Origin of the sequence: Brevibacterium sanguinis (assembly GCF_039528855.1) — a bacterium.
Taxonomy (GTDB): domain Bacteria; phylum Actinomycetota; class Actinomycetes; order Actinomycetales; family Brevibacteriaceae; genus Brevibacterium; species Brevibacterium sanguinis.
In genome coordinates this window covers 201,576-218,035 of record NZ_BAAAMB010000010.1, presented here as the reverse complement: position 1 = coordinate 218,035, position 16,460 = coordinate 201,576, and the positions used below count along the sequence as shown (strand labels likewise).

The window sequence follows — 16,460 nt, the reverse complement described above, 5'->3', positions numbered from 1 at the left end:
TACGTCGAACAAGCCTAGAGCGGATCGACAGGGTGGCGAGGAAAACTTCGAGAAACTTTTCCGGCGAGGTGTCTCCTCTGCGCGTGTGGGCGACGTCACCGGCCGAGACCACAGTGTTATCACCTCGTGACCCCGCCGCAACTGCAGATGGTGTGACCTCTGCGTAGGGTGGAGTGTCCCTCCCGTCGATCCCCGTCCCCGATCCCCGCCGTCTAAGGAACCATGCAGATCTTCCGCCGCGTCATCCTGCCCAGCGCCTTCCTCTTCGTCCTCGTCGTCATCGCCGCGATCCTCGCCTGGATCGCCTTCAAACCGGCGCCCGAGGACGGCTTCGACGCCGCCTCGGCGACGGGTGAGCCGGTCGGCTCCTCGGTCTTCGCCGAACGCGGATCGATCGCCAACACCCTCGAGCTCAAGGGCTCCATCGCCGTCGACAAGCCGACCGCGGTCAAGGCCGGACGTGAGGGCACCGTCAACCACTTCTTCGTCAAACCCGGCGACGAGGTGCTCAAGGGCGCCCAGCTGTTCCAGGTGAGAAGCGAAGGTCAGCCCGCCGAGGCGGCCGCCGGTGACGCTGCCGACGGCGCAGGCGACGGGCAGGAGGCTCCCGCGGCCCCGGCGCCCAAGCCGAGCTATCACACGGTCGTCGCTCCCGACGACGGCACCGTCGGCGACTTCGCGGTCGAGAAGAACGACACCGTGACCGCCGACACCGAGGTCACGCAGCTGCTCAAGGACTCCTTCACCGCCCAGGCCGACATCCCCGCCGTCGACCTCTACCGGGTGCCGAAGCTCCCGGAGACCGCATCGATCGCCATCACCGACGGGCCCGAACCCTTCGACTGCACGGCCCTGCGCCTCGACCAGGGGTCCTCGGTCAAGAGCGCCCCGAAGCCCGAGGACGCCGGTGCCGAGGACGGCACCATGCCCGAGGACGGCGGGGCAGGAGCCGCCGGTTCCGGAGACGGGCCGAAGCTCATCTGCGGCATCCCGGACAAGCAGACGGTCTACAACGGACTCGCCCTGACGATGACCGTCGAGGCGGGCAGTGCCGACGACGTCCTCGTCGTCCCCGTCACCGCGGTGCGCGGAGTCACCGACTCCGGCACGGTCTGGGTCGTCGGCGAGGACGGCAGCCAGGAGGAGCGTCCGGTCGAGCTCGGTCTCAACGACGGCGCGATGGTCGAGGTCAAGTCCGGTCTCGAGGAGGGTGAGGAGATCGAGGAGTTCGTTCCCGGCGCCGAACCCGAGGACGAGGACGACATGTCCGGCGGCGAAGAGTTCGACTTCTGATGGGGGCGACGCCAGACATCCCCGCCCCGCCCGGAACCGCACCAATGACAGAGGAGTCCACGGCCGCCTCGGCGCCCCTGCTCTCGCTGCGCCACGTCGCGCGCACCGTGCCCATCGGTGAGGGCACGCTGCTGACGATCCTCTCCGACATCAACCTCGACGTCCGGCCGGGTGAGCACATCGGCATCGTCGGGCGTTCGGGCACCGGCAAATCGACGCTGCTCAACATCCTCGGCCTCCTCGACCTGCCGACGGCAGGGGAGATGGACTTCAACGGGGAGCCGGTGCAGTCGATTCCCCGCAATCGCGCGGCGAAGATGAGAGGCCGGGACATCGGCTTCGTCTTCCAGCAGTTCAACCTTCTGCCCGGCCGCACCGCCGTCGAGAACGTCGAGGCGCCGCTCATGTACGGCACCGGCAGCGAATTCCGGAACCGGCGGAGGATCGCTTCCGAGATGCTCGAGCGGCTCGGTCTCGGCGACCGGATCGATGCGAAGCCGAACCGGCTCTCCGGCGGCGAGCAGCAGCGGGTTGCGATCGCCCGCGCCCTCGTGCGCCGGCCCAAGCTCGTCCTCGCCGATGAGCCGACCGGCGCCCTCGACGTCGAGACCGGCAGGACCGTCATGGGCCTCCTCGACGGCATCACCCGCGAGTCGGGTGCCGCGCTCATCACGATCACCCACGACCTCAGCATCGCGAACATGGCCTCCCGCCGCTACGCCCTCCACCGGGGCGAACTCCAGGCGATCCGCAACGACGCGACGGCGCAGGCGCTCTCCGGCGCGCCGGCGGCAGGAGGTGCCCGATGATCTCAGCATTCCTCGCCTCGATCGTCGAGGCCTGGCAGGAGCTGCGCGTCCACAAGGTCCGGGTCCTCATGTCGCTCATCGGCGTCGGGGTCGCCGTCTGCGGCCTCACCCTCGTCGTCGGCTTCGGCAACATGATGCAGAAGGGACTCGTCGACGACTTCGAGCGCTCTGGCGGTCGTGATTCGACGTACATGTTCTCGGTGATCAGCCCCAGCGGCGAGACGAGTTCGGCAGACGCGGAGAAGATCTCCGACGCGATCGAAAAGACCCAGAGCCGGTTCGACATCGACTACGTGTCGGCGACCGGGCAGTCGGACCTGCGGCTGCAGAGCCCGACGGGCAGCATCGACGCGACGCTGACCATCGTCGATGCCGACTACGAGGTCATGCACAGGGTGCGGGTCGAGCACGGACGATGGTTCACCGCAGCCGACGCCGAGAACATGGCCCCGGCGATCGTCGCCGATCAGGTGTTCCTCGACCAGTACGGCCTCGACGCCGGTGCGCTTCCTGCGACCGTCGACCTGCCCGGGCATCAGGCGGGAGTGGCCACCGTCATCGGGTCGGTCGCCAGCCCGAGCTATGCGGAGATGGGCACCTTCTACGCGCTGAGCGCGCAGGCGGAGAAGTTCGGACCGACGGTCTCCCGTCCCACCGAGTTCGAGATGTGGCTGCCCCCGGACGTCGCGCAGCAGCTGAGCAAGCAGGTCACCTCCGACCTCAAGCGGCAGCTCCCCGGGTACACCATCGACAGCTATCGCAGCGATTTCGCCGAGGATGCCGCCGGCGCGCTCGGCCCCGTGCAGAACGTCCTGCTCGCCATCAGCATCCTCATCCTCTTCATGGGCATGCTCGGGCTCATCAACATCTCGATGGTGACGATCCAGCAGCGGATCAGGGAGATCGGCATCCGCCGCTCCTTCGGCGCGACGAGCCGGCGGATCTTCTTCTCCGTGATGATGGAGAGCGTCGTCGCGACGACCGTGGCCGGCGCGATCGGCGTGCTCATCGCCGTCCTCGTGCTCAAGGCCCCGATCGTCGGGCAGGTGCTCTTCGACGGCATGGTCACCCCGCAGGTGCCGTTCTCCGCAGTCGTCGTCGGCATGCTCGTGTCGATCGGGATCGGGGCGCTCGCCGGACTCGTCCCCGCGCTCGTGGCGATGCGGGTGCGCATCATCGACGCCATCAGGGCGTAGCGCGCGGCGGGAGCCAACCGCCGGGCGACGGGAGCCATACGCCCGGTGACTGCTGCGAGCCCGGACCGAGACGATCGGTCCGGGCTCGCGGCGGTTTCGAGCCGGTGCGCTCAGGCTGTGATCGTCCGCCTCGCTTCACGGAGCAGGACGAGGGCGCCGATGCCGAAGATCACGCTCATTCCGATCTGGGCGAGGCTCGCGACGGCGAAAGCCGTGTCGAAGCCGAAGCCGGCCGCCACCGCGTGGAAGAGCGCACCGAGGAGGGCGACACCCACGGCGATGCCCGCCTGCTGCATCGTCGCGATGAGTCCGCCGCTCAGGCCCGCCACCCGGTCGGGCACGGCGCTGACGACCGTGCCGACGAGCGGACCGAACTGCAGCGCCTGACCGACGCCGAGGAAGATCGAGGGGAGCTGGATCCACAGATTGAAGGCCTCGCCGGCGGCCGCGGCTGCCCAGGCCACCCCGAGCAGGCCGATGACCTGGAGCAGCGTGCCGAGCAGCATCGTGCCCGGGCCGGTGAGCCGCCGGACGACGCGGGGGACGGCGAGCGAGGTGAGGAGGAAGGCCGCGGCGAAGAGGCCCAGGGTGAGCCCGGAGATGTAGGCGGGGTCGTGGTGACCGGTCTGGCTCGTCTGCGCGAAGTTGTACATGAAGGTGCCGAACCCGCCGAAGAAGACGAACGACATGACCATGCCGACCCATGCCGCCGGCATGCGCACGACCTGCGGAGGGATGAGCGGATGGCGGTCGGTCGCCTCGGCGCGGGCCTGCCAGGCGACGAAGGCGCCGAGGGCGAGGACGGCCGTGACGAGGAGGATCACGGGCAGCGGCAGCCAGCCGGTCACCGGTCCCAGGGCGAGGCCGATGACGAGGCAGAGCATGCCGATGCCGAGCAGTCCCGCGCCGCGGAGGTCGAGCGGCACCGGATGAGGAGTCCGGGACTCGGTGAGCCTCAGAGAGCCGAGGAACGCGGCGAGGGCGACGACGGCGCAGCTGAGGAATGCCGCGCGCCAGCCCCACGCCGCACCGAAGAGGGAGATGAGGCCGCCGCCGATGACCTGACCGCTGACGGTGCCGACCCCTGAGAATGCCCCGAAGAGGCTGATCGCCCGCAGCCGCGCCGCACCTGCGAGGGCGTGCTGGATGCTTGCGAGGATCTGCGGCATCATCAAGGCCGCGGCCAGACCCTGCCCGGTGCGGGCGACGAGGAGAGCACCGGTCGTCGGAGCGAGACCCACGGCGAGGGAGACGATGACGAGGGCGGCGGTGCCGATCGTGAAGAGGCGACGCCGGCCGAAGCGGTCGCCGATGCGGCCGCTGAGGATGAGCCCCGCGGCGAACGATGCGGAGAACAGGCCGACGACGAGGGCGGAGGCGGAGTCACCGGCGCCGAGGTCGGCCTTGACGGCGGGGATCGCGATGTTCGAGACGGAGAACATGTAGGTCGCGAGGAACGCGCCGACGTGCAGCGGCCACAGAGTCGCCTCGGACTCCGAGGTCGCGGTCGGTTGGGGGCGCGATGGCGGCTGCGTCGACGATGCGGTCGGGGCGGTCGCCTCGGCGGGGTTGTCGTTGTGGACGGGAGCACTCGATTCTGCCGTGGCGGCACCGGGAGAGATTCTCATGCTCCCATTGTTCGGTCGCGGTGACCAAGGTGGGAGGGCGTGGTCATGGTGGTGGTCGCGCCACCTGGATGCGGGCGGGGGAGTGGGCGGAGAATGAGGGCATGGCACAGGAGAGGACAAGTGAGCTGGGGCGGTTCCTGCGGTCGCGGCGCGATCGGGTGCGGCCCTGCGATGTCGGGCTGGCGAAGGGGACGAGGCGGCGGGTGCCGGGTCTGCGGCGCGAAGAGGTCGCGGTGCTCGCGAACATCGGCACGAGTTGGTACACGTGGCTCGAGCAGGGGAGGGAGGTCCACCCCTCCGAGTCGGTGCTCGAGGCGATCGCCGAGGCGCTGCTGCTCGACCGTGAGGAGCGCGCGCATCTCTTCCTCCTCGGCGGATACCCGGATCGGGCGACGAATCCCGGCGATTCGGAGGTCGGCGAGCAGCTGCGGATGATGCTCGACGAGGTGCTGCCGCTGCCGGCGATGGTCACCGATCCGACGTACACGATCCGCGCGTACAACGAGGTCGAACGGTATCTCACGACCGATCTCGCCGAGGTGGCCCCCGCCGACCGCAACTGCGTCATCCAGGCGTACGAAAACCCCGAGTGGGCCTCGATCTTCCAGCCGATCGACGAGCACAAACGGCTGCTCGTCGCGAAGATGAGGGCGGCGTACGCCGAGTCGCTCGAGGACCCCGAGTGGGGTCCCCTGCTCGAGCGGCTGAGCCGGTACCCCGACTTCCGAGCGCTGTGGGATTCGGGCAATGTCGGGCGGACGCCGGGCCGGACGAAGGTCGTCGAGAACCCCTACGTCGGCACCCTCAACCTCACGATGGCCACGCTCATCGCGCAGGAGAACCAGCGGCTGACGCTGTCGGTGTATCTGCCGGTCGACTCCGTGACCCGGGCGCGGCTGGAGACGCTGCACGGGTGGATCAGGGACGGCAGCATCGAGAAGAAGCGCGCCGAGGTCGTCGCCGAGCATGAACGGGCGCTCGCAACCGCGGCTGATGGGGGCGATCGGCCTGTTCACCTGCGGGTCGTGTGATGGTTCACACTGGGCCTCTGCGATTTCGCATTGCGGTCACGACTCCGATAAGCTGATCCGCGGAGGATTCGCCTAGTGGCCTATGGCGCTCGCCTGGAACGCGGGTTGGGTTAACGCCCTCAGGGGTTCGAATCCCCTATCCTCCGCCAGCAAGCGCAAGCCCCTCACCTGGGAAGATTCGGGTGAGGGGCTTCTGCGTGCCGGGGTGCCCGCGCGACACGGGGCATCGTTGCAGAGGCACACGGCGTCGGTGCGGCGACACGCTGCGATCGGCACGGCGCAGGCGCGACACGGGGCAGATGTCGGGCAAAAGTAAAATTGCCCCACGACTAGTCGCCTGCATTTTCACTTTTGGCCCGCAGGGTGGCGTGCACACTAGCGTTCGCTCGGTAGCCGGTAGCCGGTAGCCGGTAGCCGGTAGCCGGTAGCCGGTAGCCGCCGGCCGGGCCGTCCCTGCGCGCGCCGCAGCTCGCGAAGCTCAGCCGCTCGGGAGCGTGGGCGCTCCGGAGCGGTCTCCGCCGGACGCCAAGCGCCGGCAGTGCTGAACCCCGCCGCTCACCCCATGGTGAACGATGCGGACTTCAGCTTGAGCGCACTGCGCAGCTCGGCGCCGGAGCGGGTCGCGGTCGCCCCCTTCGTCGAGGTCGCCTTCGCCGAGGTGACGAGCCCCGCCTTCGTCCGGGTCAGCGTCACCGTCGCGACGTCGGGCAGGCCGAATGCCTTCGCCATCGCCGCCTGCGAGGGCGTCACCGTCCACGCGGCATTCGGGTTCCCGGCGGCTTTCGACTTCGACGCCGCATCGTCACGGGACTGCAGGTAGGGGACATCGCTGCCCCACACCTCGGCGGCGGAGTTCGTCACCCCCGCCGAGGACGAGGAGTACACGGCGTCGATGAGTGCACCCTTGTACATGACGACCTTCGCGTTCCTCACGTTCGCCCCCGATCCCGACTGCGTGGCCTGGACGGCCCTGCGCCAAGGACCGCTTTCGCGAGCGTTCTCGTGCGCCCAGCCCTTGAAGTGCTGCGAGGTGACCTCGTCGTAGACGTTGCACGCGCAGTCGGCCTTGAGCGGCCCCAGATTGCGGTAGGCATACGTCCGCGCGGCGATCGCCTGCGCCTCGAGCGCAGGCGACTGCCAGGACGCGGGGACCTCGGCGATGCCCGGCAGGTACTCGGAGTTCGTCCGCATGACGCCGAGGACGTTGAGCGCGTTCTTCAGCTGCCGGATCTCGATCTTCCCGTGCCGATAGGTCCCCGTCGACCCCGACTGGGCGCGGCTGACCGCGACCGTCGTCGCCTGCGACCCCGACCAGTAGCGCGTGTTCTGCCACTCGACGGTCATCCACGAACCCTCGTAGGACTGACCCCCGACCTTCGCCCTGACTCTGCCCGACGACGTCCGCTCGACGGTGATCGCCGAGCCCGACTCGACCGTCGTGCGCCCGACCTTGACCCGCAGGCGGCCCGCGGACGGGGTGAGCGTCACCGACTTCTCCCCGGCGAGCAGCTGGACGGTGATGTCGGAGTTCGCGTTCGCCGAGGTCTGCGTGACCGTCGCCGGGTTGTAGTAGTGCTCGAGGATCTGCGTCGCGCTCTTGCCGGCGGCGGCCATCCCGCGGGCCCCGTACTGGCTCATCCCGACCCCGTGGCCGAACCCGGAGCCCTTGAGGGTGAACGACGACGGCGCCGTGGTCAGCTCGATCTTCGCCCCGGCGGCGCTCGTCCACGTGATGCGCCCGTTCTCGAAGTCCTGCCGGGTCACCGAACCCGCCCTGTACTCGTTGCTCGTCGGGTACCCGAGCGGCCCGTTCTCCCAGCCCGACTTCTGCCACGCCGTGCGGATCGCACCCCACGTCGCGTGGGCCCCGGTCGCCTTCGTCCAATGGATCGTGCCCGCCCTGAACGTCTGGTAGCACCCGCCGTCCCTGAGCGTGCACCGCTCGGGGCTGACCGCCGGGCCCAGCCGTCCGGTGTCCCCGCCGAGCGAGCGGTGCATCGCACCGATGCCGCCGCCGGTGGGATAGGCCGCCGCGGCCGGCGCGGGCACGGTGACGGTGAGCGCGCCGGAGACGGCGACGAGGAGAACGGTGAGCAGACAGGAGAGGACGCCGGACGGCATACGCCCGGTGGAGGAAGCACGCATGTGATGATCATATGCGCAGGTGGCGCGTCCACGGACACACCGAGGTGAAACGCAGACGAACTCCCCGGAACCGCGGTCCCGGGGAGTTCGCGCGCCGAGGCGGCTGGCTCAGCTCAATCCGCCAGCCGGTTCACTTGAGGGCATCGGCGATCGCGGCGTTGAACGCGTCGAGATCGCCGGGGTTGCGGGAGGTGATGAGGTTGCCGTCGACGACGACCTCGGAATCGCTCCAGTCGGCTCCCGCGTTCTCCAGATCGACCTTCGTCGACTCGAACGACGTGAGCTTCCGGTCCTTCGCGAGGTCGGCCTGCGCGAGGATCCACGGGGCATGGCAGATCGCGGCCACCGGCTTGTCGGCGGCGAAGAACGCCTTGACGAGTGCGACGGCGTCCTCATCGGTGCGCAGGGTGTCGGCGTTGATCGTGCCGCCGGGCAGGACGAGCGCGTCGTAGTCGTCGGCGTTCGCCTCGGCGACGGGCACGTCGACGGTGAACGTGTCGCCGTGGTCCCAATCGTTCTCCATCGCCTGCAGGGTGTTCTCCGAGGGCGAGATGATCACGGTCGTCGCGCCCGCCTCATCGAGTGCCGTCCGCGGACTCGTCAGCTCGACTTGTTCGACGCCGTTGGTGAGCAGGAATGCGATCTTCTTGTCGGATACGGCCATGGTGGCTCTCCTTCTCTGGTGCACTGCTGTCGGACACGGGCCGGCGCGATGCCGGTCGACCCGAAGGCTGCGCTTTGACGCAACTCGGGTTGTCTCCATTCAACAGCCTGACCCTGGGAGAACATTCCGAACATCGGCCGGCGGGTCAGGGCAGATGATCCGCGGCGTCCTGGTCAGAGCGTGGGGACCGCGCCGGTCGGGGCGGGGGCGCGAGATCCGCGGGGTCCCGGTCAGGGCGGGGGATCGCCGAGGCGGACGATCGCCTCAGCGGAGGCGGCGACAGCGTCGTCGACCCAGTCGGGGATCGCCGTGCCGATGAAGGGGCGGACGATGCCGTAGGGGGCCAGGCGCGTTCCCATCGAGAGGAGTTCGCGCCGGTGGGGCGTCGGGTCGCCGAAGCGCCGGGCGAGGAGGCCGTCCATCGCCGCGTCGATGTCGTCGTTGATGTGCGCGGCGTCGTCGCGGACGCCGAGCGGGCCCTCGGCGGCGAGTGCCGACTGACGGAAGAGGAGCATCGAACGCGCCTCCTCGGGGTGAGCGCGGCAGAACGCCGGGATGTGGCGCGCCGCGGCCCGTACGGCCTCGTGCGGATCGTCGAGGTCGTACGCGGCGAGGAGGCCGACGTGGAAGCGGCCGATCGAACGCAGCCAGAGGCGGGCGAAGACATCGTCACGGGAGGGGAAGCGGTGATAGATCGATCCCGTCGGGCCGCCGATGCTCCGGGCGACGTCGGCGATCGTCGCCCGGGGGCCGCTGACGGAGAGCGCATGAGCGGCTCCGTCGAGGATGTCGTCATCGGAGAAGCGCGCAGGTCTTGCCATGGCACCCGATCATAGCTAGTTTTAGAGCATGAGTTTTAGAACGAAGGATTTAAAACCGGCGAGGCGGGAGGCGGAGGACGGGGAGCCAGAAGGCAGGCGGTCAGGCAACCGGGAGCCGCAGAGCCGAGAGCCACGGAACCGAGAGCCGCAGAACCGAGAGATCCCCCGCTGGGCGCTCATCGCCGGCTGGGGCGCGCTCGTGCTCCCGCTGCCGAGCGTGGCTTGGCGGATCGCGCTGCTCGCCGGTCTCGATGTGGGATTCGGCCTCGCGGACGAGGTGCGGTTCTCCGCTGGCGGCGTCGTCTACGTCCTCGGCCTCGAGGTGCTCACGCTGCTCGTCGCCGTGGCGGGCTTCGGACTCATCCGGCCGTGGGGCGAGGTCGTTCCGCGGTGGGTGCCCCGCCTCGGCGGGAGGACGATCCCACCCCTGGTGCCGCTCATCGTCGGCGGCATCGGCACCGTGGTCCTGCTCGGGCTTATCGGGTCCGTGCTCGTGAAGTTCGTCCTCGCCTGGACCGGGGTCGTCCCCGGCTGGACGCCCGATGTGGGGATGAGTGCGGGGGAGCGGGCCGTCCTGCTGGCCTGCTACATCCCGTTCTTCGTCTGGCCCGTCGCGATCGCTGTCGCGCTTATCGGCTACGGGCGCAGACGCCTCGGGGCCCGGTCCGCGCGCGTGTCTGCGGACCGGACCCCGGGGTCGGCCGTCACTGTGTGAGGTAGTCCGTCTGCTCTGCGGTGAAGGGCTTCGGCTCCATCCGCAGCAGCACCTTCCCGACGGGGTGGCCGCCGGTGAGGAACCCGTAGGCGGCGCGGACGTCGTCGAGGTCGAACACCCCGCCGATGGGCACGACGACGTGGCCGTAGGCGATCGCCATCGCCAGCCAGGGGAGGTCGTCGCGGCGGGCCTTCGCCTGGCCGTCGGTGTGGACGCCGTACTTATCGGCGACCTGCGGGCCGGCGGCGATCGAGTTGATCCGCGCGGCGGGAACGCCGAGGCCGAGGAGCATCTCGATCTCATCCTCGCCGCGCGTCGAATACGCGGCCTGGATGCCGTCCGGGGCGGCTTCGCGCAGACGCTCCTCGAGCTCGGGACCGTATTCGACGGCGTCGATGCCGAGTCCGTCGAGCAGCTGGACGTTGCCGGGGCTCGTCGTGCCGATGACACGGGCGCCGAGGCCGAGGGCGAGCTGGGCGGCGATGATGCCGACCCCGCCCGAGGCGCCGGAGACGAAGATCGTCTCGCCGGCCTGCGGGGCGATCGCGCGGATGCCGGCGACCGCGGTGCTCCCGGCGACGTTGAGGCCGCCGGCGACATCGGTGCCCAGTCCCTTGGGGATCTTGTTGAGATGCTTGGCGGGATCCTTGACGAGGACGTAGTCGGCCTCCGACTGGTTGGGGACGCCGCCGAAGACGAGGTCGCCGGGGGAGAAGTCCTCGACGCCGTCGCCCACCTCGGCGACGACACCGGAGAAGTCCATGCCGAGGCCGCGAGTGCCGCTGCCGGACCCGAAGCTTCCCGAGAGGATCGCGAGGTCGACCGGGTTGAGGCCGGCGAAGCGGACCTGGACGCTCACCTGTCCCGGGCCGACCGTGGGGGACTCGACGTCGACGACCTCGAGTTCGTCGGTCGTGCCGTGATTGTCGTACTGGACGCGCTTGGTCATGCTGCACTCCTCAAATGGTGGGAATCGCTCGCGGTCGGGACCGTGGCGCAGGCTGAGCCCTGCACTGTCATCAACGACGCACACGCGGGTCGCATTCCCGGGACGCGGGCCTACCCTGGGAGGTGGGAAGGGGCAGATCGGGCTCGCCGAGGTGGTCCGGCGCTCCCGTGATCGGAGGAGGAGCCAGCGATGGCCAAGTACCAGATCTTCAAGCACTACCGGGGGACGCCGGAGTACATCGACTTCGTGCCCATGGACCAGTGGACGCCCGCTGAGGTCGACGCGCACGTCCAGTACATGAACGATTTCGCCGATCGGCTGCGCGAGTCCGGCGAATTCGTCGACTCGGCGGCGCTGTCGCCGGACGGCGCCTTCGTCCGGGCGTCGGGGCCGGACCTCTCCCCGGAGGTCAGGTCGCCGTTCCCCGATTCGAAGGACCTCGTCGCCGGGTGGATGATCATCGACGTCGCCGACTGGGATCGCGCGCTCGCGCTCGCCGCCGAACTCTCCGCGGCCCCCGGCTTCCAGGGTGCCCCGATCAACGAATGGCTCGAGGTCCGGCCCTACCTCGGCGACGACGCGCACTGACGGTTTGACGACGCGCGCTGACGGTGCGACGCCGGTGCGACGACGCGGAGTGACGGTGCGACGACGCGCGGCGAACACGCGATGTGGGGCAGAATGAGGGTGCGCGGCAATGGGAACGACAGCGAGGGGACGAGCATGGTCGAGGCGACGGTGGCTGGTGTCAGGGCGGAGCTCGCCGAGCTCGAGGACCCCAAGGCTCGTGCGGTCAATGAACGGCACGGCGACGACCACGGGGTCAACCTCACGAAGCTGCGCGGCATCGCGAAGGAGCTGAAGAAGAACGACGACCTCGCCCGGCAGCTGTGGGCGACCGGGGACACCGCCGCCCGCCTCGTCGCGATCCTCATCATGCGTCCGCGCAGCTGGGACGCGGCCGAGCTCGACGCGATGCTCCGGGAGTCGCGGGTGCCGAAGGTCCACGGGTGGCTCGTCAACTACATCGTCAAGAAGTCGAAGCACGCCGAGGCGCTGCGGACGACGTGGATGGCCGACCCCGATCCGGTTGTCGCCTCGGCCGGATGGGCTCTGACCTCGGAGAGGGTGGCGAAGGATCCCGAGGGCCTCGATCTGCCAGGCCTCCTCGACGTCATCGACGCCGAGATGAAGGAGGCACCCGAACGCCTGCAGTGGGCGATGAACGAGACGCTGGCGTCGATCGGCATCGAGAACCCCGAGCTCAGGGACCGTGCGCTCGAGATCGGCGAGCGCCTCGAGGTGCTCAAGGACTATCCGACGCCGCCGAACTGCACCTCGCCGTTCGCCCCGATCTGGATCACGGAGATCGTCCGCCGCCGCGCCGAGGGGAAGTGACGGCCGGCGCGACGATCGGGCGGACCGGCGACCGGACGACCAGCGTCTGACCGGCGCGGCCTCAGCGTCCGCTGGCGAGTTCGCGCAGCGCCTCGACGTGACCGTCGAGGCGGGCGGCGCCGTCCTTCGTGATCGAGACCCAGGTCCGCGGCCGTTTGCCGACGTAGCCCTTCGCGACCTCGACGAGACCGGCCTTCTCCAGTGCCGTGATGTGTCGGGAGAGCACGGAATCCGAGACTCCGAGCGAATCGCGCAGCAGCTTGAACTCCGCGCGATCGCGGTTCTTCAGGCTGGCGACGAGTCCGAGCCGGGTCGGGTTCCCGAGGTCCGGATCGATCCGGGAGAGGGTCTCGCCGAGGTGGGGGATCGTCTCCTCGGGCGCGGACTCCGAATCGGCTCCCGTGCCGTCGGTGGGGGCGGTGGAGGGGGTCATCGTGGTCTCCTCATTCGTCTCTGCGCGCCTCACCGGCGCAGTCCGATGAGAGCACCGAGGATGCCTGCGACCCAGACGACTCCGGCGGCGGCGACCGTCACCCACGATCCCGCGGTGAGGCTGTCGGCGATCACCCCGGCGATGAAGGCGAGGACGATGACCGGCAGCCAGGTCAGCAGCAGGAGCGTCGACCGGCGGCTCCAGCTCAGGGCGGAGACGAGGTAGACGACGAGCGCGGCGGCGAGCCACGCGGCGCTCGCCCCGAGGAGGGTGAGCTGGGTCGTCGAATCGTCGATGAGCGCCATTCCGACGAGCCCGATCGAGGCCGCGGCGCTGATGACGAGGAGGAAGAGGACGAGCGGCCACGCATCGGTGCTGCGGGCCTGCTTCTGCGTCGAATCGATCTGGGCGAGGAGGTCGGTGGCTTGCTGCGGGGTGGGCGTGGTCATGGCTGCTCCTTCGATGCGATTGCGGATCCGCCGAGGCGGCCGATCCAACGAGATGACCGTTGACTTCCGGTGGAAGTGATTTCACCCTACCAACTACTTTCTATATTGGAAAGTAGTTTCTCGGAGCAATCTCAGAGCGTCGAGGCGGCCACCGTCGCGGCGAGCTCCGTCGCGGTCTCGAGATGCTCCTCGTCGACCGCGCCGGTGAGGACGAGCGGATCGAAGACGAGCGACCATCCCAGCCCGGTCGTGATCTGCGTCATCGCGGTCTCCGCGCCGGTCGTGTCATAGCCGCCGTGTATCCAGTAGGAGAACGGCCGACCAGCCGTGGGCTCGCGCACCGCGTCGTACGTGGTGTCGAAGAAGTGCTTGAGCGCCCCGGAGATGTAGCCGAAGTTCGCTGTCGTCCCGAGCACGTAGGCGTCGGCGGCGAGCACGTCGTCGACGGTGGCCTCGAGGGCGGGTCTGACGGTGACGTCGATGTCGCCGAGCTCGGGCAGGCGCAGTCCGGCCTCGGCCGCCTCGGCGATTCTCTGCGTCGATGGTGACGGTGAGTGATGAACGAGCAGTACGCTGACCATACGGCCACGATAGACGCAGTCGATGGGGACTGGGGAGAGAGAATGAGCAAGGAGACCGAGGAGACCATGGCAGTCATCGTCGATCCGCTGCGCGGGCGCACCCGTCCGGTGGCCAGCCATACCGACTCCGAGATCATCGACGTCCTCACCACGGGGTACGACCCGAGCGACTGGGCGGTGCTCACCGGGGCGGGGATGAGCACGGATTCGGGAATCCCGGATTACCGCGGCCCCGATGCCGCGCCCCGCCGGCCGATGACGATCCAGAACTTCCTCTCCTCGCCCGAGCAGCGTGCTCGGTACTGGGCGCGGTCCTGGGTGGGCTGGCCGCGGATGGAGTGGGCGGATCCCAACCCCGGTCACCTCGCGCTCGCCCGTCTGCCGGTCGCCGGCATCATCACTCAGAACGTCGACGGGCTCCACCAGACCGCGGCGCGGGAGGTCGGCAGCCGGAGTCCCGTCATCGACCTCCACGGCAGCCTCGACCGAGTCGTGTGTCTGAAGACCGGCCACACCTTCGACCGCGACTGGGTGCAGGACGAGCTCACCGCCCTCAACCGCGATTTCATCGCGCTCACCGGCATCGATCCGATCGACGTCGAGACCGCACCCGACGGCGACGTCGACCTCGAGGAGACCGCGCACTTCCGGGTCCTCGACTGTCCGATCTGCGGCGGACTCCTCAAGCCCGATGTCGTCTACTTCGGCGACGCCGTCCCGCCCGATCGCGTTGCCGAGGCGAATCGGATCTCTGATTCGGCGGCGGGTCTCCTTGTTCTCGGATCGTCGCTCGCGGTGCTCTCGGGGCTGCGCTTCGTGCGGTCGGCGGCGAAGGAGGGCAAGCCGGTCGTCATCGTCACCGACGGCCCCACCAGGGGAGATGACCTTGCCGATTACCGGTCGATCTCCCGGGTCACCGACTTCGTCAGAGAGTGGGCGTCCAGAGAAATCCAATGAGGCAATGACAGACTGCCACCATGACCAGTCTTGCTCGCGCAGAACGACTGCGCCTCGTTGCCGCTGCCCGCGCCGCCGGTGAGGACGCGCCCACCCTCTGTGAGGGGTGGACGACCAGGGACCTCGCCACCCACCTCGTCATCCGCGAACGCGAACCCGTCGCGGCCATGGGGATCATGGTCCCCGCGTTCGAGGGCAGGCTCGAGGACAAGGAGCGCGACTACGCGTCGATGCCGTACTCCGAGCTGCTCGGCCTCGTCGCCGCCCCACCGAAGTGGACCCCGGGAGCGTGGCCCGGCGTCGGCTCGGTGATGAACACGACCGAATACCTCGTCCACCATGAGGACATCCGCCGTGCCGAACTCGAATGGTTCCCCCGCCGCCTCTCCCGGAAGGACAACGCGACCGTGTGGGCCCAAGCCCGGTTCGCGCTCCTGCCCTACGCGGCGAAGGCGAAGGGCCGCACCGTCATCGTCAGTCCCGGCTTCGGCACCCACGCCGCCGGCCGCGGAGAGACGACGACCGTGACCGGCGAACCCGTCGAGGTCCTCCTCTGGCTCCTCGGCCGCACCGACCACGCCCTCGTCGACGTGCGCTGAGACCCGCCGAGGCGGGGCGAAATGCCGGTGTTGACCGCCCGCCGAGGTGGTGCCGGGCGCCCGCCGAGGAGGTGTCGGGCGCGCGCAGAGGAGAGGCCGGGCGCCCGCCCGATGAGCCTGTCGGATGCGACCGGGGGAAAACCCCCGCCGAGGTCGACGGATAGGTCCCTTTCCCCTCACCGGTCCGGTTCCTAGGCTGAAGCCATCAGCCTGGAGTTCGGACCACACGAGAGAGGCACCGCGATGAGCACACCGGTCGCACCCCAACCCGACAATCGATTCGACCCGACCGGAACAGGCCAGCTGGGAGCCCGGCCGGACGTGACCGATCCCGACCGGCAGTCGGCCTACCCGCAGCGGCCCGACGCACCCCGGTCGTACGCCCAGGGGCCCTACGCCCAGCCGCATGCCGATCAGCCCTATCCCGATGAGCCCTACGCTGATCGGCTCTACCCGGCCCAGCGAGCGGCAGAGGATCCGGGCAAAGTGCTCGGCATCATCTCGCTCGTCGCGACCCTGTCGACGTTCATCGGCTTCAACTTCATCGGCCCGGCCATCGGCATCGTCACCGGGTACATGGCCCGTCGCGCCTCGAAGGAGGCGGGCTTCGGCGACAACGAGTTCGGCAAGTGGGGCTTCATCCTCGGCCTCGTCTTCATCGGCATCGCCGTCGTCGGCGGCTTCCTCGGCGTCTCGCTCAGCGTGCTCGCCGCGATGATGTCGTAGCCGCGATGATGTCCTAGCCGCGACCGCAGCAGAGGGCCCGCGCCCGGTCACCCCGACCGCGCGCGG

Annotated in this window: 18 protein-coding genes and 1 tRNA gene; 11 read left to right on the top strand and 8 right to left on the bottom strand. The window is 69.4% G+C overall.

Translation table 11 applies throughout. The features are described from left to right. Positions 1-222: 222 nt before the first annotated feature. The 3 genes from ABD154_RS12950 to ABD154_RS12940 are packed head-to-tail and all read left to right on the top strand — an operon-like array spanning position 223 to position 3,298. Positions 223-1,293 carry an efflux RND transporter periplasmic adaptor subunit gene (locus tag ABD154_RS12950; protein ID WP_198500633.1) on the top strand — a complete coding sequence of 357 codons (1,071 nt, stop codon included), beginning with the start codon at positions 223-225 and terminating at the stop codon, positions 1,291-1,293. Between the two features lie 44 nt (positions 1,294-1,337). Beyond that, positions 1,338-2,102 (top strand): ABC transporter ATP-binding protein, encoded by a 765-nt coding sequence (locus ABD154_RS12945; protein WP_198500634.1) that lies wholly within the window; start codon positions 1,338-1,340, stop codon positions 2,100-2,102. Beyond that, a complete protein-coding gene (locus tag ABD154_RS12940; RefSeq protein ID WP_198500635.1) occupies positions 2,099-3,298 on the top strand; it encodes an ABC transporter permease in 1,200 nt (399 codons plus the stop codon). The genes ABD154_RS12945 and ABD154_RS12940 overlap by 4 nt, the downstream gene beginning before the upstream one ends. 110 nt (positions 3,299-3,408) lie before the next feature. Here ABD154_RS12940 and ABD154_RS12935 read toward each other — a convergent pair whose 3' ends face one another. Continuing rightward, positions 3,409-4,926: an MFS transporter gene (locus ABD154_RS12935; protein ID WP_198500636.1), complete on the bottom strand. Its 1,518-nt coding sequence runs from the start codon at positions 4,924-4,926 to the stop codon at positions 3,409-3,411. A gap of 101 nt (positions 4,927-5,027) precedes the next feature. Here ABD154_RS12935 and ABD154_RS12930 point away from each other — a divergent pair, with 101 nt between their 5' ends. Together ABD154_RS12930 and ABD154_RS12925 are read left to right on the top strand one after the other, a co-directional pair. Further along, positions 5,028-5,957, top strand: a complete 930-nt coding sequence (locus ABD154_RS12930; protein WP_198500637.1) for a helix-turn-helix transcriptional regulator — start codon at positions 5,028-5,030, stop codon at positions 5,955-5,957. 61 nt (positions 5,958-6,018) lie between these two features. After that, positions 6,019-6,106, top strand: a tRNA-Ser gene (locus ABD154_RS12925). Positions 6,107-6,512: 406 nt separating this feature from the next. Here the strand turns inward: ABD154_RS12925 and ABD154_RS12920 are convergent. The 3 genes from ABD154_RS12920 to ABD154_RS12910 all read right to left on the bottom strand — a co-directional run bounded on the left by ABD154_RS12920 (position 6,513) and on the right by ABD154_RS12910 (position 9,587). Next, complete coding sequence (locus tag ABD154_RS12920) at positions 6,513-8,102, bottom strand: SpoIID/LytB domain-containing protein (RefSeq protein WP_211978048.1); 1,590 nt, start codon at positions 8,100-8,102, stop codon at positions 6,513-6,515. Between the two features lie 130 nt (positions 8,103-8,232). Continuing rightward, entirely contained in the window at positions 8,233-8,766 is a 534-nt protein-coding gene (locus tag ABD154_RS12915; protein ID WP_198500638.1) for a type 1 glutamine amidotransferase domain-containing protein, read from the bottom strand. 230 nt (positions 8,767-8,996) lie between these two features. Next, on the bottom strand, positions 8,997-9,587 hold the full coding sequence (locus tag ABD154_RS12910; RefSeq protein ID WP_198500639.1) for a TetR/AcrR family transcriptional regulator: 591 nt from the start codon (positions 9,585-9,587) through the stop codon (positions 8,997-8,999). Between the two features lie 28 nt (positions 9,588-9,615). Here ABD154_RS12910 and ABD154_RS12905 point away from each other — a divergent pair, with 28 nt between their 5' ends. Next, positions 9,616-10,302 (top strand): hypothetical protein, encoded by a 687-nt coding sequence (locus ABD154_RS12905; protein WP_198500640.1) that lies wholly within the window; start codon positions 9,616-9,618, stop codon positions 10,300-10,302. Here ABD154_RS12905 and ABD154_RS12900 read toward each other — a convergent pair. Continuing rightward, a complete protein-coding gene (locus ABD154_RS12900; protein ID WP_198500641.1) occupies positions 10,292-11,251 on the bottom strand; it encodes an NADP-dependent oxidoreductase in 960 nt (319 codons plus the stop codon). The genes ABD154_RS12905 and ABD154_RS12900 overlap by 11 nt on opposite strands. 189 nt (positions 11,252-11,440) lie before the next feature. On the opposite strand from ABD154_RS12900, the gene ABD154_RS12895 reads away from it, so the two are divergent. After that, on the top strand, positions 11,441-11,839 hold the full coding sequence (locus tag ABD154_RS12895) for a YciI family protein (protein WP_198500642.1): 399 nt from the start codon (positions 11,441-11,443) through the stop codon (positions 11,837-11,839). Between the two features lie 135 nt (positions 11,840-11,974). After that, entirely contained in the window at positions 11,975-12,649 is a 675-nt protein-coding gene (locus ABD154_RS12890; RefSeq protein WP_140955552.1) for a DNA alkylation repair protein, read from the top strand. 61 nt (positions 12,650-12,710) lie between these two features. On the opposite strand, the gene ABD154_RS12885 is transcribed toward ABD154_RS12890, so the two are convergent. The 3 genes from ABD154_RS12885 to ABD154_RS12875 form a co-directional block, all read right to left on the bottom strand. Further along, the gene (locus ABD154_RS12885) at positions 12,711-13,082 is read right to left on the bottom strand and encodes a winged helix-turn-helix domain-containing protein (protein ID WP_198500643.1); all 372 of its coding nucleotides are present in this window, start codon (positions 13,080-13,082) and stop codon (positions 12,711-12,713) included. Between the two features lie 29 nt (positions 13,083-13,111). Further along, positions 13,112-13,531, bottom strand: coding sequence for a hypothetical protein (locus ABD154_RS12880; RefSeq protein WP_198500644.1), 420 nt, complete (start codon positions 13,529-13,531; stop codon positions 13,112-13,114). A gap of 131 nt (positions 13,532-13,662) precedes the next feature. Further along, complete coding sequence (locus ABD154_RS12875) at positions 13,663-14,112, bottom strand: flavodoxin family protein (protein WP_198500645.1); 450 nt, start codon at positions 14,110-14,112, stop codon at positions 13,663-13,665. A 42-nt stretch (positions 14,113-14,154) separates the two neighbouring features. Here ABD154_RS12875 and ABD154_RS12870 point away from each other — a divergent pair, with 42 nt between their 5' ends. From ABD154_RS12870 to ABD154_RS12860, 3 genes are all read left to right on the top strand, one after another. After that, on the top strand, positions 14,155-15,069 hold the full coding sequence (locus tag ABD154_RS12870) for a Sir2 family NAD-dependent protein deacetylase (RefSeq protein ID WP_232623845.1): 915 nt from the start codon (positions 14,155-14,157) through the stop codon (positions 15,067-15,069). Positions 15,070-15,089: 20 nt separating this feature from the next. Next, the gene (locus tag ABD154_RS12865; protein WP_140955476.1) at positions 15,090-15,668 is read left to right on the top strand and encodes a TIGR03085 family metal-binding protein; all 579 of its coding nucleotides are present in this window, start codon (positions 15,090-15,092) and stop codon (positions 15,666-15,668) included. A gap of 243 nt (positions 15,669-15,911) precedes the next feature. After that, complete coding sequence (locus tag ABD154_RS12860) at positions 15,912-16,394, top strand: DUF4190 domain-containing protein (RefSeq protein ID WP_198500646.1); 483 nt, start codon at positions 15,912-15,914, stop codon at positions 16,392-16,394. Positions 16,395-16,460 lie beyond the last annotated feature (66 nt).